The 14,567-nt window shown below is 60.2% G+C and carries 15 protein-coding genes; 4 read left to right on the top strand and 11 right to left on the bottom strand.

Annotated elements, in window-relative coordinates; genetic code table 11:
• Positions 1-360: 360 nt before the first annotated feature.
• The 9 genes from TK42_RS13600 to TK42_RS13560 form a co-directional block, all read right to left on the bottom strand.
• Entirely contained in the window at positions 361-657 is a 297-nt protein-coding gene (locus TK42_RS13600; protein ID WP_103734439.1) for a hypothetical protein, read from the bottom strand.
• Positions 658-684: 27 nt separating this feature from the next.
• Entirely contained in the window at positions 685-1,608 is a 924-nt protein-coding gene (locus TK42_RS13595) for a transporter (RefSeq protein ID WP_103734438.1), read from the bottom strand.
• 23 nt (positions 1,609-1,631) lie between these two features.
• Positions 1,632-3,050: an OprD family outer membrane porin gene (locus TK42_RS13590; RefSeq protein ID WP_103734437.1), complete on the bottom strand. Its 1,419-nt coding sequence runs from the start codon at positions 3,048-3,050 to the stop codon at positions 1,632-1,634.
• A gap of 119 nt (positions 3,051-3,169) precedes the next feature.
• The gene (ycaC, locus tag TK42_RS13585; protein WP_003191542.1) at positions 3,170-3,796 is read right to left on the bottom strand and encodes an isochorismate family cysteine hydrolase YcaC; all 627 of its coding nucleotides are present in this window, start codon (positions 3,794-3,796) and stop codon (positions 3,170-3,172) included.
• A 63-nt stretch (positions 3,797-3,859) separates the two neighbouring features.
• Complete coding sequence (locus tag TK42_RS13580; protein WP_005788122.1) at positions 3,860-4,549, bottom strand: isochorismatase family protein; 690 nt, start codon at positions 4,547-4,549, stop codon at positions 3,860-3,862.
• Between the two features lie 248 nt (positions 4,550-4,797).
• A complete protein-coding gene (locus TK42_RS13575) occupies positions 4,798-4,956 on the bottom strand; it encodes a DUF2474 domain-containing protein (RefSeq protein ID WP_103734436.1) in 159 nt (52 codons plus the stop codon).
• Positions 4,943-5,959: a cytochrome d ubiquinol oxidase subunit II gene (gene cydB / locus TK42_RS13570; RefSeq protein ID WP_032875558.1), complete on the bottom strand. Its 1,017-nt coding sequence runs from the start codon at positions 5,957-5,959 to the stop codon at positions 4,943-4,945. The genes TK42_RS13575 and cydB overlap by 14 nt, the downstream gene beginning before the upstream one ends.
• Before the next feature lie 15 nt (positions 5,960-5,974).
• Complete coding sequence (locus TK42_RS13565; RefSeq protein ID WP_103734435.1) at positions 5,975-7,396, bottom strand: cytochrome ubiquinol oxidase subunit I; 1,422 nt, start codon at positions 7,394-7,396, stop codon at positions 5,975-5,977.
• A gap of 132 nt (positions 7,397-7,528) precedes the next feature.
• Positions 7,529-9,853, bottom strand: a complete 2,325-nt coding sequence (locus TK42_RS13560; protein WP_103734434.1) for an FdhF/YdeP family oxidoreductase — start codon at positions 9,851-9,853, stop codon at positions 7,529-7,531.
• A gap of 411 nt (positions 9,854-10,264) precedes the next feature.
• On the opposite strand from TK42_RS13560, the gene moaA reads away from it, so the two are divergent.
• Genes moaA through moaE form a run of 4 tightly spaced genes read left to right on the top strand, consistent with a single transcriptional unit; the run spans position 10,265 to position 12,508 of the window.
• Positions 10,265-11,263 carry a GTP 3',8-cyclase MoaA gene (gene moaA / locus TK42_RS13555; RefSeq protein WP_078821303.1) on the top strand — a complete coding sequence of 333 codons (999 nt, stop codon included), beginning with the start codon at positions 10,265-10,267 and terminating at the stop codon, positions 11,261-11,263.
• A 46-nt stretch (positions 11,264-11,309) separates the two neighbouring features.
• Entirely contained in the window at positions 11,310-11,804 is a 495-nt protein-coding gene (moaC, locus tag TK42_RS13550) for a cyclic pyranopterin monophosphate synthase MoaC (protein ID WP_103734433.1), read from the top strand.
• Positions 11,801-12,052 (top strand): molybdopterin converting factor subunit 1, encoded by a 252-nt coding sequence (gene moaD, locus TK42_RS13545; protein ID WP_078821301.1) that lies wholly within the window; start codon positions 11,801-11,803, stop codon positions 12,050-12,052. Before moaC ends, moaD begins: the two co-directional genes overlap by 4 nt.
• Before the next feature lie 3 nt (positions 12,053-12,055).
• Positions 12,056-12,508, top strand: coding sequence for a molybdopterin synthase catalytic subunit MoaE (gene moaE, locus TK42_RS13540; protein ID WP_103734432.1), 453 nt, complete (start codon positions 12,056-12,058; stop codon positions 12,506-12,508).
• A gap of 78 nt (positions 12,509-12,586) precedes the next feature.
• On the opposite strand, the gene glp is transcribed toward moaE, so the two are convergent.
• Positions 12,587-13,792 (bottom strand): gephyrin-like molybdotransferase Glp, encoded by a 1,206-nt coding sequence (glp, locus tag TK42_RS13535; RefSeq protein ID WP_103734431.1) that lies wholly within the window; start codon positions 13,790-13,792, stop codon positions 12,587-12,589.
• Complete coding sequence (gene moaB, locus TK42_RS13530) at positions 13,789-14,328, bottom strand: molybdenum cofactor biosynthesis protein B (RefSeq protein WP_005788101.1); 540 nt, start codon at positions 14,326-14,328, stop codon at positions 13,789-13,791. The genes glp and moaB overlap by 4 nt, the downstream gene beginning before the upstream one ends.
• Between the last annotated feature and the right edge of the window lie 239 nt (positions 14,329-14,567).

Below are 14,567 nucleotides of genomic sequence, written 5' to 3'. Positions count from 1 at the left end.
GCTCACTTTTGAAAAGCGCAAAAGTGAGCAAAACGCTCTTGCCCCACCACTCGGCACCTCGCTCAGGCTCGGTGTGCCCGTAATCCGACAGGGATTTGGGGGGCCGCCGCCACGCGCCATCCATGGCGCGGGGCGGCTAAACCGGCATCCCTGCCGGTTTACCCCCCAAACCCCTGTCGAATTCCGGCCAGCGTGGTTTAACGGGGCGCCTAAGATCAAAAGCAGATCAAGATCAAGAGCAGCTCGCTTCGCATCGTGGTTACCATAGGGGGCTGCAAACTGAAGTTGTGTAGATACCCATGCCTATGGCGAGGGCGCTTGTTCCTGCTGAGCTACGCAGCACCCCCGCCCCCGCAGGGCTCATGGCTGGCGACAAATCAAGGCGGCCCCCCTGATCTCGGCGCCATCGGCCGTTTCCTTGCCATCTGCCACAGCCATGCTGTCTGCCCCAAGAACCGCCGCCTGGTTGAGCGCCCGTCGCAAGGTGTCATCCGGCCCAGCCCCCTGCACGGTGAACATTTCAATCAGTCGACACTGGTTCGAAGACGAGGCAGTGACCAGGTTGACGTTAAAACCGCGCTCGGTCAGTTGGGTGGAACACGCAGGCAATACGCTTACCGCCGCAAATGCCAGCGTTACCGGAAAAAGATTGTGCATAGCATGACTGCCTCTAAGTATTAAGCGCTAAAACGCCTGGAGGTAACGTAGCGTCAGTTGCGTTCCTTGGGCGCGGTTTTCAGCACCACTTTCAAAATACAGGTTCGCAAAGAATGTTCGCTTGCCTTGCTGATACATCACGCCGGGTCCTATGCCTACCACTTGCTCCCTGGAGTCCTGTTGCCGATGGCCATCGATACGGTCATCGCTGATCTGCTTGAGTTGATACCCCGCCACGCCGACCCGCCAGCGTTCGGCAACGGCGTAGGACACCGCGAGGTTACTGTGGATCGCTTGGCCCGGCTGGATACTGCTGGCGTTCAGGACCGAGGCCGGGTCGTGATTACGACTGGACCATGCGTAGTTGAAACGGCCGCTCACCTCCAGGCGATCGGTCAACTCCCAGGTAAATACGTAATGAGGGTTGAATACCCAGACATTGCTGCCGGTATTGATGCTTGAATTCTTGTCGTAAGAGCCGGTGGGCAATGAAAACACGAAGTTCAGGCGCTGCCAGTAAGGCCGACCGAAGAACGAAACAGGCGCCCACTGCAACAGAAACGGGCTGACGACCATGTCGCCCTGGCGGGTGCGGCGGCCCTCGGGGCCATGATCTATATCCAGTTCCAGGTTCACCAGCGGCAACAATACCTCAGCGCCGTAATTGGCCCCCAACAGCGTCTTGTCACTGAAGTAGGCCAAGTGCGGCAGCACCGTGGTGCTGTGCACCTGCTGGCGCCCGGGCAGCGAATGGCCGTGGGCATCGTAGGCCGAGTGACTGCGGTAGTACTGCACTGGCAACTCGAACAGCGCGCCGGGGCCGGCGACCCCGTCCATGAAACTGGCATTGCCCAAGGCCAGGGGCGGCAGGCTGACACTGTCCGCCTCGCTGGTGGCGCAGGCCAATGCCGAGCTGATGCCCAGAACCCGAATCCATTGTGTTTGACGCATACAGCACCTTCATTGACTGCCGATTAAAAAACGTTGAATGGGTAATCCACGATCACCCGGTACTCATCGGCATTCGAGTTGCCACGGGTATTGCCCGGCGCGGTATAGCCTTGGCCGGATCGATGCGCGGCCCAGCGCAATGTAACGTTCAAGCCCTTGGCCTTGCCGCCCGGCACCGCATAACGCAGGGCGACGTCGCGTTCCCAGTGGTGCGCATCCTTGCCCGCAGCGTTATAGATGTAGCCGTAGCCGGTGCTGTTGGGGTCGACTCGCGTCAGGTCCGCTTCACCCTGGGTGTAGGAGGTGCTGAGCTGGAAGTCCGGTGCGTTGATGAAGGCCAGGCTGGTCTGATATTGGATCTTCCAGGACCTTTCACCCGGGGCATTGAAGTCGGCGTATTGCTGGGAATTGTTCAGGTACATGAACGTGCGGTCGTCCTGCACGACGTAGTCGAACGGCGTGTCGCCGTCGACCTTCTGCACACCGAGGGTCAGGCTCTGGCCTGCGCCGGACAGGGTCAGGCCGCCGGTGTAAGTATTGTTGTCGATGCGCCCCAAGTGGCTTTGGCCCTGGTCACGGGTCTTGAAGTAATGCACATACGGCGTCAGCGTGACCCCATGGTTCAACGTGAAGGGGTAGCTGACCCCAGCGTAATACTGGCTCCAGATATCGCTGAGCTGGCCGCCATACAGCGTCAGCGTAACCCCGCCCGGCGCACTGTAAACGCCGCCCAGCCAGCTCATGTGCGAACTCTCGCGCTCGGCCGCCACACCGGCCTTGTTGCCAGTGCCGTAACTGGTGGTCAGGTGGCTCTGGCCGCTCTGGTTGCGCAAGCGTGTGGAATCGACCCAGCCGGTATCGAGGGTCAGGTTTTGCAAGCTGTAGTTCTTCAGTGTCACACCGCGAAAAGTCTGCGGGACCACACGGCTCACTCCGCTGGCCACCAGTGGGTTATCCAGGTACTGGTCACCGGCCTGCACCAGGCTGCCAAAACCGCGCAGCTTGAGTGCCGCGCCCGCTGCAGAGAAGTCTGACTCCGGGGCCTTTTTCGAATCCAGCGGCAGCAAACCCGCCCCGCCACTGCCTCCACCGCCATCGAGCTTGAGACCATAGAACCCATGCACATCGACCCCCACACCAATCGGCGTGTCGGTGTAACCCGAGCGAAACGACAGGTACACACCTTGCACCCATTCACGCTGATCCAGGCGCGACGGCGTGTTGTGGTTATCGCGGCCCAGGTAGTAATTGCGCAGCAGCCCGTTGAGGGACGAGCCGCCGACAAATCCCGGCGTCACCGCCAGTTCGGCTTTCTGTCGTTCATTGATACCGGTGCTGAGGTTATCCCGTTGGCCCAAGGAGTTATCGGCCTGCACGCCCGCCGCCGAGAGTGACACCGTGAGCGATATGGAGACACGCACGATCCGCTTGAAAATAGGCATCAGCGTTGCTCCTGTGGTTGTTCAATCACCGTCACGGTCGCCGTAGTGCCCGCGCGCAAGCGGCCCTATCCCAGGAGCAAGTGCAAGCTGCCAATACATCGGCAGCCTGCATTCCAGGCTTACTTGCCTTCAGTCAACGCGTTGTAGCTGGTGAACAGGTTGCGGTAGTCAGGGATGTGGTTGGAGAACAACGTCCCCAAGCCTTCGATATCGTTGCGCCAGTCGCGGTGCAGCTCACAGGCCAGGCCAAACCAGGTCATCAGTTGCGCGCCGTTGGCCGACATGCGGGCCCAGGCCGATTGCTGGGTCAGCTCATTGAAGGTGCCGGAGGCGTCGGTAACCACAAACACCTCGAAGCCTTCCGCCAGCGCCGACAGCGCCGGGAACGCCACGCACACTTCGGTCACCACGCCGGCAATGATCAGTTGCTTCTTGCCGGTGGCCTTGATGGCCTTGACGAAGTCTTCGTTGTCCCAGGCATTGATCTGGCCGGGACGGGCGATATACGGGGCGTCCGGGAACAGCGCCTTGAGCTCGGGAACCAGCGGGCCGTTCGGGCCGGTTTCGAAACTGGTGGTCAGGATGGTCGGCAGCTTGAAGTACTTGGCCAGGTCAGCCAGGGCCAGCACGTTGTTCTTGAATTTGTCCGGGTCGATGTCGCGGACCAATGACAGCAGGCCAGCCTGATGGTCGACCAACAACACAGCGGCGTTATCTTTGTCCAAGCGAACGTAAGGTGTAGACATCGTGATACTCCTGATAAAGAAGGTGACGCCCCGAGTGGGCGCCCGGTAAAGAACCCAGCGTGTTTACTTGCGCTGTGAGTCTAGTTCTTCGTGATTGTTTGCCACTTCCTGAGCCTTGATGTAGCTCTCGATCAGCAGTTGGTAGTGCGGCATCGCCTGGGTGTAGACGTTCGCCCACTCCTGGGCATCCGGACGGTTCCACGAACCTTGCAACTCCGAGAGCGTGCCCATGATGTCGATCGGCACCGCGCCGGCTTGGGCCAGGCGCGCGATGGTCAGGTCGGTGGCCAGCCTGGAGTGGTTGCCCGAAGCATCGACCACTGCGAACACCTTGTAGCCTTCGTGCACCGCTGCGATAGACGGAAAGGCCAGGCATACGCTGGTCAGGGTGCCGGCAATCACCAGGGTCTTCTTGCCGGTGGCTTTGACGGCGGCGTGAAACTCAGGGTTATCCCAGGCGTTGATTTCGCCGCGACGGGCGACGTACTTGGCGTGGGGCGCGGCCTCGTGGATTTCCGGGATCAGCGGGCCATTGGGGCCTTGTGGAACCGAAGCGGTAGTGATGACCGGGATTTTCAACAGGGTCGCGGCCTTGGCCAACGCGATAGCGTTAGCGCGCAGTTGAGGAACATCAATGTCCTTGACGATCTGGAACAGACCACTCTGGTGGTCGATCAGCAACATGGCCGTGTCGGCGGGATCAATCGTCGGCTTTTGACCATTGAAGTTTGCAGCGTTACCTGATGCAGTCATTTGCATTTCCTCTTTGCTTGGATAAACCTCCCTGGAATGGTGTGCCGGAACAGTGCCCGGCAGTGTCTGCACTTCCTGTATAGACACGCTCCGACCGGTATCCACGACTTGCGCCTGTAGGACACCTGCGAAAAAACAATGGAGCCACCTTAATCATCAGGTTCAGGGTTAGGTAGTGGCTGAACCGGGCCGCTGCATCTCAAAAATGGAACGATGTGCCGCCCCTTCCACATTGGATCAGGCTCGCCTCAATGGCTGGTCATGCCAGCCATGTGCATCATCCAGCGCAAGCCACTCGCAAGGATGCCGAGGGCGAGCACGCTGGCGAACCAGATAGCGATCAGCCAGAACACCCGCTGGTACCAACGGCCAGCAGGCCGCGGCTTTTCACCCTTAGTGGTAGCCATCGCCAATCCTCACTTTGCCGCGGAATACGTAGTAGCTCCAGCAGGTGTACATCAGGATGATCGGCAGGATGAACAGCGTGCCGATCAGGATGAACAACTGGCTCGAAGGCGGCGATGCAGCGTCCCACAAGCTGATGGATGGCGGCACAATGTTCGGCCAGATGCTGAAGGCCAGCCCGATATACCCCAGGAACACCAGCATCAGGGTGAATACGAACGGCCAGTGCGAGTGGTGTTGGCGCAACGTTTTCAACAGCCCCACCAGTGCCAGTACGCCCAGCAGCATCAGGCCGCCAAACACCACAATGTGCGCCTGGGCAAACCAGCGCAGGGCGATTTCCGGGTGCAGCCACGGCGTCCACACGCACAGCACCGCCACCACCGCCATCAGCGCGAAGGCCAAGTAGCGGCTGAACAGGCGCATGCGCGATTCGAGCATGCCTTCGGTCTTGACCAGCAACCAGGTGCTGCCCAGCAACGCGTAGGCCACCACCAACCCAACCCCGCAGAACAGCGGGAACGGCGAGAGCCAGTCGAGGCTGCCCCCGGCAAACTGGCGATTGACCACCGCAATGCCGGCGATGTAGGTGCCGATCACCACGCCCTGGCAAAAGGTCGCCAGGAACGAGCCGCCGATAAACGCCATGTCCCAGATATGCCGCTTCTGCGGGCTGGCCTTGAAGCGGAATTCAAACGCCACGCCACGAAAGATCAGCCCGGCCAGCATGAAAATCAGCGGTAGGTACAACGCCTCCAGGATCACCGAGTACGCCAGCGGAAACGCCCCATACAACGCCGCGCCGCCGAGTACCAACCACGTCTCGTTACCGTCCCATACCGGCGCCACGGTGTTCATCATCACGTCGCGCTCCTGCTCGTCCGGGATCAGCGGAAACAGGATGCCCAGGCCCAAATCGAAGCCATCCATGATCACGTACATCATCACCCCGAAGGCAATGATCACGCCCCAGATCAACGACAGGTCTATACCTACAATGCCCATGTGCAATCCCTTTGATCAGTTGGTGTGGTCGCCGGACGCGAGCGTCTCGGTGACAGCGGACAGAGGACGGCGCGGTGTGCGTTCCTGGCCGGGGCCGCCCTGTGGCGGATGGTCGTGATGGGGCTGCGGGCCCTTGCGCACCAGCTTCATCATGTAGCCGATACCCACGGCAAATACCGAGAAGTAGATCAGCACAAACAACGCCAGGGAGATGCTCAGTTGCGTGACGCTGTGATTGGACGCCGCGTCTGCGGTACGCATCAGCCCGTAAACCACCCACGGCTGGCGCCCTACTTCAGTGGTGATCCAGCCGGCCAGCATGGCGATCAGCCCGGTCGGCCCCATGAACAGCACCAGGCGCAGGAATAACCGATTGCGATACAGCGCGCCGTTACGGCGCAACGCCAAGCCCAGTATCCCAGTGAGGATCATCAACATCCCCAGCCCGGCCATGATCCGGAAACTGAAGAAAATGATGGTTGAGTTCGGCCGATCTTCCTTGGGGAAGCTCTTGAGCGCCGGGATCTGTTTGTCCAGGCTGTGGGTGAGGATCAGGCTGCCCAGGTACGGGACTTCTATCGCGTAGCGGGTCTTTTCGGCCTCCATGTCAGGGATACCGAACAGCACCAGCGGCGTAGCGCCGTTACCGACGTTTTCCCAATGCCCTTCAATCGCAGCGATTTTCGCCGGCTGGTGCTCCAGGGTGTTCAAACCATGGGCATCACCGACGACCGCCTGGATCGGTGCGACGATCAACGCCATCCACAACGCCATCGAGAGCATTTTACGCACTGCCGGGGTGTCGTTTTTACGCAGCAAGTGCCAGGCCGCCGATGAGCCGACGAAGAACGCCGTGGCAACAAAGGCAGCGATTGCCATATGCGCCAGGCGGAACGGGAACGACGGGTTGAAGACGATGGCGAACCAGTCCAGCGGCATCACCCGACCATCGACGATGGAGAAGCCCTGGGGCGTTTGCATCCAGCTGTTGGACGCCAGGATCCAGAACGTCGAGATCAACGTACCGATGGCGACCATTACGGTGGAAAAGAAGTGCAAACCCCGCCCCACCCGGTTCCAGCCAAACAGCATGACCCCGAGGAAACCCGCTTCCAGGAAGAACGCCGTCAGCACCTCATAGGTGAGCAACGGCCCGGTGATGCTGCCGGCAAAGTCCGAGAAGCGACTCCAATTGGTGCCGAACTCGTAGGCCATGACCAGGCCCGAGACCACGCCCATGCCGAAGTTGACGGCGAAGATCTTCGACCAGAAGTGATACAGGTCCTTGTAGACCGCGTTGTTGGTTTTCAGCCACAAGCCTTCGAGCACCGCCAGGAAACTGGCCAGGCCGATGGTGATAGCGGGGAAAATAATGTGAAACGAGACCGTGAAGGCGAATTGAATTCGCGCAAGGTCCAGCGCCTCGAGATTTAACATGGCAATACCCTTATGGAAACTTGATGCGCACGCGCACCCAGATCGGCGTGCCTCAGGCCTCGTGGCCTGGGGCAAACGGATGTGCAGTGATCAGGGAAACCCAGGGCGCCATACTGGCCACCCCGGTACGACTCAAGCGCCGTGGGACTGGATCAGATTGCTGACCGGCGCGGGTTCAAGCCGGATGGCGATGAACTTCGACGTCGGGGTAAAGGTGCGGTCGCCATAGCTTTCCAGCGGCACCAACGGGTTGGTTTCGGGGTAATAGGCGGCGGCCTGCCCGGCGGGAATGTCATAGGCGATCAAGGTGAAGCCGCTGACCCGACGCTCACGGCCATCGCCCCACAGCGAGACCATGTCGACTTTCTGCCCCGGCTCGTAGCCCAGCTTGCGGATGTCCTGTTCATTGACGAACACCACATCGCGCATGCCATAGACGCCGCGATAACGGTCATCGAGCCCGTACAGGGTGGTGTTGTACTGGTCGTGGGAACGCATGGTCTGCAGGATCAGCTCCGGCTTGACGTCCAGGTTGCGCACGCCTTCGCTGACCAGGTGCGCCGGCAACACGCTGGAGACAAACTGGGCTTTGCCGCTGTCGGTTTTCCAGATGCGGCGCGCTGCGTCATTGCCCAGGTGGAAACCGCCCGGGTGCAACAGTTTGGTGTTGAAGTCCTTGAAGCCGGGAATGGTGTCGGCAATCAAGTCGCGGATACGACCGTAGTCGGCCACCGTCCACAGCCAGTCAATCGGGTGGTTGCCCAGGGTCGCATTGGCGATCCCGGCAATGATTGCCGGTTCCGAACGCATCAGCGGCGATTTGGGTTTCAGCTGGCCGTGGGAGATGTGCACCATGCTGAAGGTGTCTTCAACGGTCACGCCTTGCGGGCCTTGTTCCTGGATGTCGATATCGGTGCGGCCCAGGCACGGCAGGATCAAGGCTTCGCGGCCCGTCACCAGATGGCTGCGGTTGAGCTTGGTGGCGATATGCACGGTGAGGTCGCACTTGCGCAGTGCCGCGTGGGTGCGCGGGGTGTCCGGCGTGGCTTGGGCAAAATTGCCGCCCAGGCCGATGAAGACCTTGGCGCGCCCTTCTTCCATGGCCGCAATCGCCATGACCGTGTTGTGACCATGGCGGCGCGGGACCTTGAAGTCAAAGCGTGCTTCCAATGCGTTGATCAATTCCGGCGGCGCCAGTTCGTTGATGCCCATGGTGCGGTCGCCCTGCACGTTGCTGTGGCCACGCACGGGCGATAGCCCCGCCCCTGGCCGGCCGATATTGCCGCGCAACAGTTGCACGTTGATGATTTCCTGCACGGTCAGCACCGAGTGTGTGTGCTGGGTCACGCCCATCGCCCAGCACATGATCACCCGCTTGGCGCGTCGGTACATGCGTGCGGCCAGCTCGATATCCTCAAGGCTCAGGCCCGATTGCGCGACGATATGCTCCCATGAGGTGGCGTCCACTTGCGCCAGATAGTGCTCCAGGCCCGAGGTGTGCTGGGCAATGAAAGCGCGGTCGAAGACTGCCTCGCCATCGTTCTCCAGGGCTTCACGTTCCCATTTGAGCAGGAACTTGGCGATACCACGAAAGGCCGCCATGTCGCCGCCCAAGGCCGGGCGAAAGTACGCCGACGAGGTAGGTTCGGAACCGTTGGTGAGCATCTCCAGGGGATGCTGCGGGTGTTGGAAACGCTCCAGCCCACGCTCCTTGAGCGGGTTGAAACAGATCACCTGGGCTCCGCGCTTTACCGCCTCGCGCAGCGGTTCGAGCATACGTGGGTGGTTGGTGCCGGGGTTCTGGCCGATGACGAAAATCGCGTCGGCTTCTTCCAGGTCATCGAAGGTCACCGTGCCTTTGCCCACGCCAACACTGTCGTCCATGCCCAGGCCGCTGGCTTCGTGGCACATGTTCGAACAGTCGGGAAAGTTGTTGGTGCCGTAGGCGCGAACGAACAGCTGATACAAATAAGCCGCCTCGTTACTGGCGCGGCCCGAGGTATAGAACTCGGCCTGGTCCGGCGACTCCAGTTCGTTTAGGTGCTTGGCGATCAGGGCAAAGGCATCATCCCAAGTGATTTCGACATAACGGTCCAGGGAGTCGTCATAGCGCATCGGGTGTGTCAGGCGGCCCTGGTATTCGAGCCAATAGTCACTTTGCGCTGCCAGCGACGACACCGTGTATTTGTTGAAGAACGCCGGATTGACCAGGCGCCCGGTGGCTTCCCAGTTGACCGCCTTGGCGCCGTTCTCGCAGAACTTGACCATGCCGCTTTCCGGCGACTCGCCCCAGGCGCAACCGGGGCAGTCGAAACCGCCGTTCTGGTTGGTCTTGAGCATCGCACGAATGTTCTTGAGCGCGTTTTCACTGCCCAGCCAGTTTTTCGTCACCGCGATCAGCGCGCCCCAACCGGCGGCGGCCCCCTTGTACGGTTTATAACGTTCAACTTCGCTCATGATGTTTCTCCAGGACTTCACGCATAGGCAGCGCCTAACTTAAAGCCTTTATTGATGGTTATTTTCAGGCATTGCAGAACGCAAACAGTGTTTGCACCGATCTTTCCACGGTCTAGAAATCGGTTTACATATTCAGGCTAGGCCCTGCAAAAACATCTGTCTAATCACAAATAACGACCACGCCATCGACACCATCTATCAAGATTAAAATCTTTATTTTTCATAGTGATACGAACCTTGAAAGCCCCAATAAAATCGTTATAGATTTCATCGATCACTCAGTTGTTAATAGTGATTAGACGCCCTTGAAAAACAACTTTAGGCTTGAATCAAATAAGGCTCCCATCTCTGTCGAGCGCTCAAAAACAACGCCATGGCTACGCTCTTATTGAGTCGCAGCCGGAGGTTTCCATGACCGATAAAATCCTGATGGATAGTTTTTCTCGCCGGGTCGACTATCTCAGAATGTCGGTGACCGACCGCTGCGATTTCCGTTGTGTGTATTGCATGGCCGAGGACATGCAGTTCCTGCCGCGCCAACGCATCCTCACACTGGAAGAGCTGTATCAACTGGCTGAAAGCTTCGTCACCCTGGGCACTCGCAAAATTCGCCTGACCGGCGGCGAGCCGCTGATTCGCCCAGGTGTGGTTGACCTGTGCCAGCGCATCGCCGCCCTCCCCGGCCTGCGCGAGCTGTGCATGACCACCAACGGCTCGCAGTTGGGCAAGCTCGCAGCCCCCTTGTTCGACGCCGGCCTCAAGCGCCTGAATATCAGCCTCGACAGCCTTGATCCCCAGCGCTTTCGCGAACTGACGCGCACCGGCGACCTAGCCAAAGTCATCGCCGGTATTGACGCTGCGAATGCTGCGGGTTTTCAACACACCAAACTCAATTGCGTGGTGATGAAAGGCCGCAACGATCACGAGATCAACGACCTGGTAGCGTTCGCCATCGAGCGCGGCGTGGATATCAGCTTTATCGAGGAAATGCCCCTGGGCGTGATCAGCGAACACAGCCGTGCCGAGGCTTTCTATTCCAGCGCGCAAGTGCGCGAGCGCATCGCCGAACGCTACACCCTGATCGACTCGGCCGAATCGACCCAGGGCCCTTCACGCTACTGGCGCCTGGCCGAAGCACCGCATATTCGCCTGGGCTTTATTTCCCCCCACAGCCACAACTTCTGCGGCACCTGCAACCGCGTGCGGCTGACCGTTGAAGGCCGCTTGCTGCTGTGCCTGGGCAACGAGCATTCGGTCGACCTCAAGGAGGTGCTGCGCCGTTACCCGGGTGAACCGCAACGGCTGGAGCACGCCATTCTCGAGTCGATGAAGATCAAGCCGTACCGACACAACTTCGAGCTCAACGATGACGTGCAGGTGGTGCGTTTCATGAACATGACCGGCGGCTAGCTGGCCGGCTTCTCTTTCTTTGTACTCAGTTGACCCGAGGTACCCCATGCACAAACACTCGCCTACCCTGACCCATCTGGACGCCGCAGGCCGAGCCAGCATGGTCGACGTCACCGACAAAGCCGCCACCACCCGCGAAGCCCAGGCCCAGGCTTGGGTGCACATGTTGCCGGCCACCTTGCAACTGATCCAGGCCAACGGCCATCCCAAGGGCGACGTGTTTGCCGTGGCACGTATCGCCGGGATCATGGCCGCGAAGAAAACCCATGAGCTTATTCCGCTGTGCCATCCGCTGATGCTCAGTTCGATCCACCTCGAACTGCGCGCCATCGAGCCTGACAGAGTGCAGATCCTCAGCACCTGCCGGCTCAACGGCCAGACCGGCGTCGAACTCGAAGCCCTGACCGCCGCCAGCGTGGCAGCCTTGACGATCTATGACATGTGCAAGGCCGTGGATCGGGGCATGGTCATCGACCGAATCCAGCTGCTGAAAAAACACGGCGGCAAGTCAGGCACCTTCATTGCAGGAGACGCCCAATGATTCTGATCAACTACTTTGCGCGCTACCGTGAACAACTGGGCGTTGGCGGTGAAAAGCTCGTATTGGATGAGTCCCTGCGCACCATTGCAGACGTCAGGCAATTGCTATGCGCCCGCGGTGAGACCTGGCAGCAGGTGCTGGGTGAAACCAGCCTGATGTGCGCGCTGAACCAGGAACTCTGCACACCGCAAGCGCTGATCGAAGACTTCGACGAAATTGCGTTCTTCCCCCAAGTGACCGGAGGCTGACCCATGCCGGTTCAGGTGCAGACCGAGTTGTTCGACCTGGGTGAACTGACCCGCAGCGTACACGCCGAAGACCCCGGCGTTGGCGCCGTGGCCACGTTCGTCGGTTATGTACGCGATATCAACCAGGGCGATCAGGTCAGCGCGTTGTTCCTTGAGCACTACCCGGGCATGACCGAGCGCTCACTGCAGTTGATCGTTGATCAAGCCCACGAACGCTGGCCGTTGCAGCGGGTAAGCATCGTTCATCGTGTGGGCGCGTTGCAAGTGGGTGAGGCCATCGTCTTCGTCGGCGTCGCCAGTCAACATCGCCAGGCGGCCTTTGAGGCCTGCGCGTTCCTGATGGACTACCTCAAGACTCGGGCGCCGTTCTGGAAGCGGGAGCAAACGCCAGCTGGAGAGCGTTGGGTAGAAGGACGGGAAAGTGATCGACTGGCGCAGGAGCGGTGGGCGCTTTAGATCTGAATGTGGAAGCGTACATCGCCCTGTGTAGGAGCGAGCTTGCTCGCTCCTACAACTGGCATTAGCGTGCCCGAATCAGAACAACTCAGAGAACGGTATAAACCGCGCCGTATCACCCATCTGCAACCTGCTGCCCTCGCAAATTTCAACCAACCCATCCGCCCACGACGCCCCCAGCATCACTCCGGAACTCTGGTTCGGATACAGCACCGCCCTGCCCGCCTCGATCCTGGCTCGCAGGTACTCGCGGCGACTGCCGGCCTTGGGCCAGTCAAACCCCACATTCACCTCAAAGCTCATCGGCGTGACATCATCGACGCCCTGGATACGCAGTAGATAAGCCCGGGCCAGCAAGCCGAAGGTCACCAGTGCCGAGGCCGGGTTGCCGGGCAGGCCAATCACCGGTACTCGGCCAAACGAACCGACGGTCAGGGGTTTGCCCGGTTTGATCGCAAGTTTCCAGAACAATGGCTTGCCGCATTCACGCAGTACCTGGCCGAGGCAATCGGCATCGCCGGCCGACACGCCGCCGGTGGTCAGAATCAGGTCGGCCGCCTGTTGCAGCTGCTCCAGCTTGAGCCGAGTCAGTTGCGACTGGTCGGGCAGAATGCCGCCGTCGATGACCTCACAACCCAGTGCCCCCAGCCAATGGCTGAGCAAAGTGCGATTGCTGTTGTAGATGCAGCCAGGCTTGAGCGGTGTGCCCGGCTCGGCCAGTTCATCGCCGGTGGACAGCAGCGCCACCCGTGGCCGGCGTACCACCGACACATGGGTACAGCCCTGGGCCGCCGCAATGGCCAGCTCGAAAGGGCCGAGTCGCTTGCCGGCCTGCAGTAATACCTCACCGGCGCGGTTTTCCTGGCCTTGGGTGCGGATATTCTGGCCCTCGCGCAGCGGCTGGGTAAAGCGCACACGCGCATCGTCCAGCACCTCGGCGTTCTCCTGCATTTCGATGCAGTTGGCCCCGTCCGGCACCGGTGCGCCGGTGAAGATGCGCGCACAGGTACCGGGCTGCAGCGGTTCAGGCGCTTGACCGGCGAAGATCTGCTGCGACACCGGCAGTGGCTGGCCGTGCCAGTCTGTGAGGTTCAGGGCGTAGCCGTCCATGGCACTGTTGGGCCAGGGCGGCAGGTCCAGGCTCGCCACCAGGTCATTGGCCAGCACCCGTTGCCGGGCATCGCTGAGCAGCACCAGCTCGCTGTCGTGCAGGCGATGCTCCTCGGCCAGGGCCAACAACGCAGCAATGGCCTCCTCCACCGACATCAGCGCGGCGCGCCTCATCCTCGCGTGCCGCACAGAGCCACCGGCTTGAGGTGCGGCACGAAGTTACATGGTCGGTGGCGCGCATCGAGCTGCTCGGCCAGAATACCTTCCCAGGCAGTACGACAAGCACCCGTCGAGCCCGGCAGGCAGCACACCAGCGTGCCGTTGGCCAGCCCGGCCAAGGCGCGGCTCTGCACCGTGGACGTACCAATATCAAGAATCGAGATCGCACGGAACAGCTCACCAAAACCATCAATGTGCTTATCCAGCAAACAGCCCACCGCCTCGGGGGTGCTGTCGCGGCCGGTAAACCCCGTGCCGCCGGTAATCAACACTACCTGCACGCGCTCATCGGCGATCCAGGCCGCCACCTGGGCGCGAATTTTGTACAGGTCATCCTTGAGCAGGTTGCGCTCCAACAGGCTGTGCCCAGCTTCCAGCAGGCGACTGACCAGCAATTGCCCGGAGGTGTCATTGGCATATTCGCGGGTATCGCTGACCGTCAACACGGCAATATTCAGGGGTACAAACAATGCATCCGACGTGACGCTCATGTGATTCTCCGGCAGGCAATTATCAAAACAATGGCCTGAGGCTAAAGCGCTGAAACGATGGCTGTCTAATCGTTACGACTGACCGGGTTATCGAGCGTTTCTATCACGGCTTTTACTGCCGGCCCTGGACTGCTATCGAGTGCATCAATCACTCTGTCAATACAGGTGATTGGACGTGCCTGCCGTTACAATGAGATCGTTTGCTCATTCATTCGCCGGGTTGCGCGGGGTTCCAGCAC

Origin of the sequence: Pseudomonas sp. GZJR-8 (genome assembly GCF_002916705.1) — a bacterium.
Taxonomy (GTDB): domain Bacteria; phylum Pseudomonadota; class Gammaproteobacteria; order Pseudomonadales; family Pseudomonadaceae; genus Aquipseudomonas; species Aquipseudomonas synxantha_A.
This window is presented reverse-complemented; position numbering and strand designations above follow the sequence as displayed.

Bases quoted from the DNA above. Each gene is read 5' to 3' on its own strand.
- glp (WP_103734431.1), bottom strand. From the start codon at position 13,792: ATGAGGCGCGCCGCGCTGATGTCGGTGGAGGAGGCCATTGCTGCGTTG.
- TK42_RS13600 (WP_103734439.1), bottom strand. From the start codon at position 657: ATGCACAATCTTTTTCCGGTAACGCTGGCATTTGCGGCGGTAAGCGTA.
- moaB (WP_005788101.1), bottom strand. From the start codon at position 14,328: ATGAGCGTCACGTCGGATGCATTGTTTGTACCCCTGAATATTGCCGTG.
- moaE (WP_103734432.1), top strand. From the start codon at position 12,056: ATGCCGGTTCAGGTGCAGACCGAGTTGTTCGACCTGGGTGAACTGACC.
- TK42_RS13595 (WP_103734438.1), bottom strand. From the start codon at position 1,608: ATGCGTCAAACACAATGGATTCGGGTTCTGGGCATCAGCTCGGCATTG.
- TK42_RS13560 (WP_103734434.1), bottom strand. From the start codon at position 9,853: ATGAGCGAAGTTGAACGTTATAAACCGTACAAGGGGGCCGCCGCCGGT.
- TK42_RS13575 (WP_103734436.1), bottom strand. From the start codon at position 4,956: ATGGCTACCACTAAGGGTGAAAAGCCGCGGCCTGCTGGCCGTTGGTAC.
- TK42_RS13580 (WP_005788122.1), bottom strand. From the start codon at position 4,549: ATGACTGCATCAGGTAACGCTGCAAACTTCAATGGTCAAAAGCCGACG.
- moaC (WP_103734433.1), top strand. From the start codon at position 11,310: ATGCACAAACACTCGCCTACCCTGACCCATCTGGACGCCGCAGGCCGA.
- ycaC (WP_003191542.1), bottom strand. From the start codon at position 3,796: ATGTCTACACCTTACGTTCGCTTGGACAAAGATAACGCCGCTGTGTTG.
- TK42_RS13565 (WP_103734435.1), bottom strand. From the start codon at position 7,396: ATGTTAAATCTCGAGGCGCTGGACCTTGCGCGAATTCAATTCGCCTTC.
- moaA (WP_078821303.1), top strand. From the start codon at position 10,265: ATGACCGATAAAATCCTGATGGATAGTTTTTCTCGCCGGGTCGACTAT.
- cydB (WP_032875558.1), bottom strand. From the start codon at position 5,959: ATGGGCATTGTAGGTATAGACCTGTCGTTGATCTGGGGCGTGATCATT.
- TK42_RS13590 (WP_103734437.1), bottom strand. From the start codon at position 3,050: ATGCCTATTTTCAAGCGGATCGTGCGTGTCTCCATATCGCTCACGGTG.
- moaD (WP_078821301.1), top strand. From the start codon at position 11,801: ATGATTCTGATCAACTACTTTGCGCGCTACCGTGAACAACTGGGCGTT.